Genomic DNA, 5,318 nt, shown 5'->3' with positions numbered 1-5,318 from the left:
TGGCCGAGGCCTATCTGCGGGGGCGCGGCATCACCGGTCGGCTCGATCTGCCGGCCCTGCGCTTCCATCCGGCGCTGTGGTACCGTCCCCATCCCGACGCCCCCCGCCAGAGCTGGCCGGCGCTGCTTGCCGCCGTCACCGATGGCGCGGGCCGGATCACCGGGCTGCAACGGACCTGGCTCGATCGCGACCGGCCGGCCAAGGCCCCGCTCGTCACCCCGCGTCGGGCGCTCGGTCATCTGCTCGGCAACGCCGTCCGCTTTGGTCCCGTCGCCGATCTGCTGGCGGCGGGGGAGGGAATCGAAACCATGCTGGCGGTGCGCTCGGCTCTGCCCGCCTTGCCGGTCGCCGCCGCTCTGTCCGCCAACCACCTCGCCGCCTTCGCTTTTCCGCCCGGTTTGGTCCGCCTGTATGTCGCCCATGACAATGATCCCGCCGGTCGCAAGGCGGTGGAGCGGCTGATCCCGCGCGGGGCCGCCCAGGGGCTCGAGGTCCGGCCGCTGCGGCCGTGGGGCGAGGATTTCAACGCCGATCTGCTGCGCTTCGGCCCCGATTGGCTCCGGGGGCATCTGGCCGGGCAACTCGTCCCGGAGGATGCGCGGCGGGTCTTCGGTCATCGCGGCCGGGGCTGATCGGGGGCGTGTGTCCGGTCTCCGGGCTGAGCAAAACGGACAGGGGGGACTCGTGGGCTCCCCGATACGTCCGGAGCCGCAGCCCACGGCCTTCCCGTGCGGGGGATCTGCCAGGGCGCGGACCGGGCGCGCAAGGACCGCCCCGCTTGCTTTCTTCCCCGGCCTGCGGCCTCCTCGCGCGGCAAGAAAGCGCGGGCCGCTCCTCCTCCGCCGTTGGCTTCGGCCCTGCGGGTGCGCCCCCGGTTCCAGCCCTGGCCGGCGATCCCCGTGAAGGCCGCGATGGGCGCGGTCCCAGCGACGAGGAGCCCGCCATGATCCCCACCTCCCTCCCGTTTCCTGATCCCGATCCCGATCCCGAGAGCGAACCGGAAGCTCACGCTCCCTCCGCCACCGCCAGCCTGCTCGACGAATTGACCCTCTACGGCTATCGCCCCGGTCAGGACGAGCCTGATCCCCGCCCGCTGCCCGAGTCCGAGATGGTGCGGGGCGAACTCGCCGGCATCGTCGATGCCCTCGTCGCCCTGCTGGCAGACACTCGGCTCGAGGACGATCTCGCCGACCTGCTGTGGTCCTTCGCCGCGATCTTCCACCGCAAGATCGACCGGCTCGAACGCGATCTCGACGCCAACGAACAGGCGCAGAACCGCTCCCGGCTGGAACAGAATGGCTCGGAGGTGCGCTCGGTCGAACTGGAGCGGCTGATCGAACAGGGCCTCGGTCTGATCGAGCGTCGCAACGCCTTCGAGTTCTTTCGCGACACCGTCGCCGAGCGCTACGAAGCGGTCACCGGCTCCTCCTGGCGGCCGCGCGTCGGCTCGATGGTCAATCATCGCGCCCTCACCGCCGCGGTGATCGACAGCCGGGACTTTATCGCCGTCCGCCACCGCGCCGATACCCAGGTGCTGTTGCCTCCGGGGGCCCGGATCGCCTTCACCGGGGGGCTGAGTGCAACGACCATCGCCGCATCTGGGACGTGCTCGACCGCGTCCGGGCCAAGCATTCCGACATGGTGCTGCTGCACGGCGGCAGTCCGAAAGGCGCCGAGCGGATCGCCGCCTGCTGGGCCGACTCGCGCAAGGTGGCGCAGGTGGTGTTCAAGCCGGATTGGACCCGCCACAAGAACGCCGCCCCCTTCAAGCGCAATGACCAGATGCTCGAGGTGCTGCCGATCGGCCTGATCGCCTTCCCCGGCTCCGGCATCAGCGGCAATCTCGTCGACAAGGCCCGCAAGCTCGGCATCCCGGTGTGGAAGTTCGTGGGCGAGGGCGGCGCGTAAGCGCCGCTTTGGGCTGGGGCGGTCGATTTCGTCTACGTCTTTCTATGGCAAAATTGGTTCTGGAAGTGAAATATGACTTTACGAAAAATGTCCGCACCAATTAACCCGCCCCTACCAAATTTATTATGTGTTGGTTCTGGAATAAAAATTAATAATTATATGAAAAAATCTTTCATAGCACGGCGGTGCTATATTTAGTTTTTTAAACTTTGGCATAATTATTTTTAATCAATAGCAATGAATTGGTCAATTAATATAAAAAATCGTATTGTGCAATCTGTATTTTAAAATTATCCGATTACTTTTTCTTTGATTTTATTCGTTATGTATTGTAAGCTGTTCGGGAAAACCATATCTTCTCTAAAGCCATTGTTGTGTAAGGCTTCGCTTATTTTCTCAAGATCTTTGGATGAGATGCGTATATTGAGCTTTTTTATAAAGCGAGACGCTTTCGAATCTTTTATGTATTCACTGTATATATGTGAGTTTATTATTATATGCTTGTCATTGCACGTTCCAAAAAACAGTATTCCACCCAATTGAGTCTGAATTCTTCGAAATGGTATCTTTTCATATTGTTGAAACGTTACGTCAGGTGGTTGCAGAGTTGGGTCGTAACGAAAAATACTAATATCATGAGCCCCTGCTGGGCGTTCAAATACGGACATGAACAGGGCTATCAATGGGCTTTCTGTCCAGTCGAGAAGCGGTGTAGGAATGCCAAAGTGCTGAAAAAATGTGAGCATAGATAGTGTTTTATATCCGCCTTCATCGGATATTACGATATGCTCATCTTTCCCTGCTAGGTCGATTATCTTTTTGAAATCTATTTCAAACTGCTGATCATTTAAAAAATAAGATAGGCGTCGCGTTCTTTCAATCGTAGAGACTGTTGCTCCTGTTCTTTCTCTGAATGCAGATGGAACGAGATCCCAGTTCTTATCGCCCTGGCCGCGATATGAAAAGCCTTTGGGGACGAGCAAGCACTCCGATAAGAACTCTTCCACTGAGATATCAGGAGCTTTCGTGTCATCTACTTCATAGAAACATAGAGCCATTATATTATTCCCGCTTGCTTCGATAAATTCCAGCGAACTTCGTCAAGCAAATTCCTTGTTCTGATTAGTAGCTCTGCCTGATCTTGCCTTATATTTTCAGGTATATTTCTCGATCTGCGTGTTTCCTCTGCTTTTTTGATTTCAGACGGAAGGACGCTAAAAATGGTATAGCGAATTCTGGCGCTTAGTGGTCTGAACATTATTCCTGTACCGCGAATTTGAATCTCTAATGCCCTCTCTCTCTCAAGCAAATCCAGTATAAATACAAGAAATGTATAGGCCTCATATGCCATATTGTCCAAATGGTGATCTCCTCTGATCTTATATCTAAAACGAAGAGCCATATTATAAAACGTTAGTGATTGTTGCCATTTTGCAAATAGAATTAAGTCGGTGTAAGCCCTTAGGGCATAATGGTCAATTATGTATTGATCGTAAATGATAAAACCATCCCCTTCTCCAGACCCTTCGTTCAAAGGGGCTGAACCTATTATTGGTCTAATAAGACCTGATAAAACAAAAGATGAAATGCACTCTGAGACTGCTTTGTATTCATATTTCATTTTTAATAAGTAATCACAGAGAGGTTTGATCGAAATGGCTTGAGCATAGTGAACGTCTTTCATTCTTAAGATATCTATATTTTCATGGATATAAAGAAGGCTTACGATTCCTATAAGTGGATTATTTTTAAAATTGTGCTCGTCCCGCAGAACGGCGAAGGGATTTAAAGGATAGCCAGGTAACTGGAGTGTCGATGCGGTGGAAAAATCAAAAATGGCCTCACGCATTCTTCGCTTTAAGTAATCTTTATCTGTGCGCGTAATATTATACACGTTGTGCCGTTCAAAGAATACAAGTCGAGCAATTATTGGACTGGCGAGAGCTTTTACAAGAAAAAGTTTTGATCTGCGGATAGATCTGCCGCAAAATTTTACAATCGTGCTGTTCACTTCCTCCCTTGACTTCGAAAGCCAATCAAATACGGCATTGCTGTAATCATCAAACGAATCCCATCCTACTCCACCAAAATTAGCGCCAGTAAAAAAGTATTTTTTTTCGTTGATTGATTTCCCAAAAAAATAATTTTTCTCACTATCTAAAAATTTTCTTGTCAATTCGATGATATCTGTATCTGCTGTAAACCTCTCGTCCATGTCAATTGTTGCAAAAGGAGATGTTGTAAATATGCCTTGTGAGGCACTAGTAACAATATCGATGCTTTGGGTTCGGCAGCACGTAATTATCCGTACCTTATCGCAGTCCTTAATGCATAGCGTGTGAAAGGCGCTGGCAACGGTTTCTTCTAGTCTTCTAAGCAACAAGAAAAATTCTTTAACAGTTTCGCTTTTTAAGCTGTCTAAGTTGTCTATTATTAAATAAAAGCCGGACGCACCGTCTGTGTTATTCATAAATATTAAAATAGACTCCACAAACTGCTTTGTGGTTGAAGTGCTGACTAGGTTTTCCGTGAATGGGTCATCTGCAAATTTTTTAATCCATTCTTTAAATTCGTTTTTAAGCTCAGGAGGGAGCGATAAGAAAAGCGAATCTCGAAATCTTGTATAAAAAGCTTCCGCAGTGGCTTCTGTGGTTGGTCCCATATCGCTGGCATCAATGTAGCAAAATACCGCTTTGTAACGCTCATAGTTCGTGCTTATCACATAGTGCAGAAGGGTTGTCTTCCCACTACCTTCGCATCCAACAATGTATAAATTTTTAAGTGATAGAATTGCAACGTTAACCTCTTCTTCTAATTTTTTTCTTTTTGTGTAAAATGATTGAGCCATATCTTCTGCTGGAATTGGATACCCATGCCTTTTTACATGTGCATGAAATCTGCTATATATAGATGCATAACGTAATTGATCTATATCAGACAGGAGGCATTGTTGAATAAATTGAATGGCATCAAATTCTTTTGATGGTTGTGATATATCGACTAGATACTGCGCATTTTCTCTCATGACTTTTCCATTCTAATCAGAAGAAATGCGTCCATAAAAACAACAGATAATCGATTGTGCACGTTTTTTATCTCCAGTCAATTATTTTGGCTCTGTTTGTAATTCATATGCGCGACAAGCAGAATGGCTCGGACACGCTGGTTTTCCGGTGTCCAGCAATCCATTGAAAATAAATACGGTATTTCCGGCTCCGCATCCGGCCGTGGTTTCGAGCGCGGCATTGAGCCCAGACGGATCTGCCACGCAGATTTGCAGGGCATGATGGGGCCTATCGGCGCGGGTTTCGTTCCCAGTGGCGAAGGATTTCCCCCTCATCTGGTGTTCGTTTCTGATGCCCGGGTCGTCCCCACGGCTCGATTCTCGGCGCGCCAACAGCGCGGATCAG

General features: G+C 50.6%; 5 protein-coding genes and 1 pseudogene. 4 read left to right on the top strand and 2 right to left on the bottom strand.

Features of this window, described 5'->3' with window-relative positions:
* The 3 genes and pseudogenes from ACFSNB_RS18370 to ACFSNB_RS18925 form a co-directional block, all read left to right on the top strand.
* Nucleotides 1–632 (top strand): DUF7146 domain-containing protein (locus ACFSNB_RS18370; RefSeq protein WP_377319233.1); only part of this gene is annotated, 632 nt, incomplete at its 5' end.
* Nucleotides 633–1,197: 565 nt separating this feature from the next.
* Nucleotides 1,198–1,689: pseudogene (locus ACFSNB_RS18930) on the top strand (DUF2493 domain-containing protein); the annotation flags it as partial.
* 93 nt (nucleotides 1,690–1,782) lie between these two features.
* Nucleotides 1,783–1,908: a hypothetical protein gene (locus ACFSNB_RS18925; RefSeq protein ID WP_465264579.1), complete on the top strand. Its 126-nt coding sequence runs from the start codon at nucleotides 1,783–1,785 to the stop codon at nucleotides 1,906–1,908.
* A 290-nt stretch (nucleotides 1,909–2,198) separates the two neighbouring features.
* Here the strand turns inward: ACFSNB_RS18925 and ACFSNB_RS18360 are convergent, their stop codons facing one another.
* Both ACFSNB_RS18360 and ACFSNB_RS18355 read right to left on the bottom strand, forming a co-directional pair.
* Nucleotides 2,199–2,966, bottom strand: coding sequence for an FRG domain-containing protein (locus ACFSNB_RS18360; RefSeq protein ID WP_377319231.1), 768 nt, complete (start codon nucleotides 2,964–2,966; stop codon nucleotides 2,199–2,201).
* A complete protein-coding gene (locus ACFSNB_RS18355) occupies nucleotides 2,966–4,933 on the bottom strand; it encodes an ATP-binding protein (protein ID WP_377319229.1) in 1,968 nt (655 codons plus the stop codon). Before ACFSNB_RS18355 ends, ACFSNB_RS18360 begins: the two co-directional genes overlap by 1 nt.
* Nucleotides 4,934–5,056: 123 nt before the next feature.
* On the opposite strand from ACFSNB_RS18355, the gene ACFSNB_RS18350 reads away from it, so the two are divergent.
* A partial coding sequence (locus ACFSNB_RS18350) for a hypothetical protein (protein WP_377319227.1) occupies nucleotides 5,057–5,318 on the top strand: 262 nt, incomplete at its 3' end.

Source organism: Phaeospirillum tilakii (assembly GCF_042683125.1).
In the GTDB taxonomy this organism is placed as follows: Bacteria; Pseudomonadota; Alphaproteobacteria; order Rhodospirillales; family Magnetospirillaceae; genus Phaeospirillum; species Phaeospirillum tilakii.
Note: the sequence above shows the minus strand (reverse complement) of the source record. Positions and strands in the feature narration are given on the sequence as shown.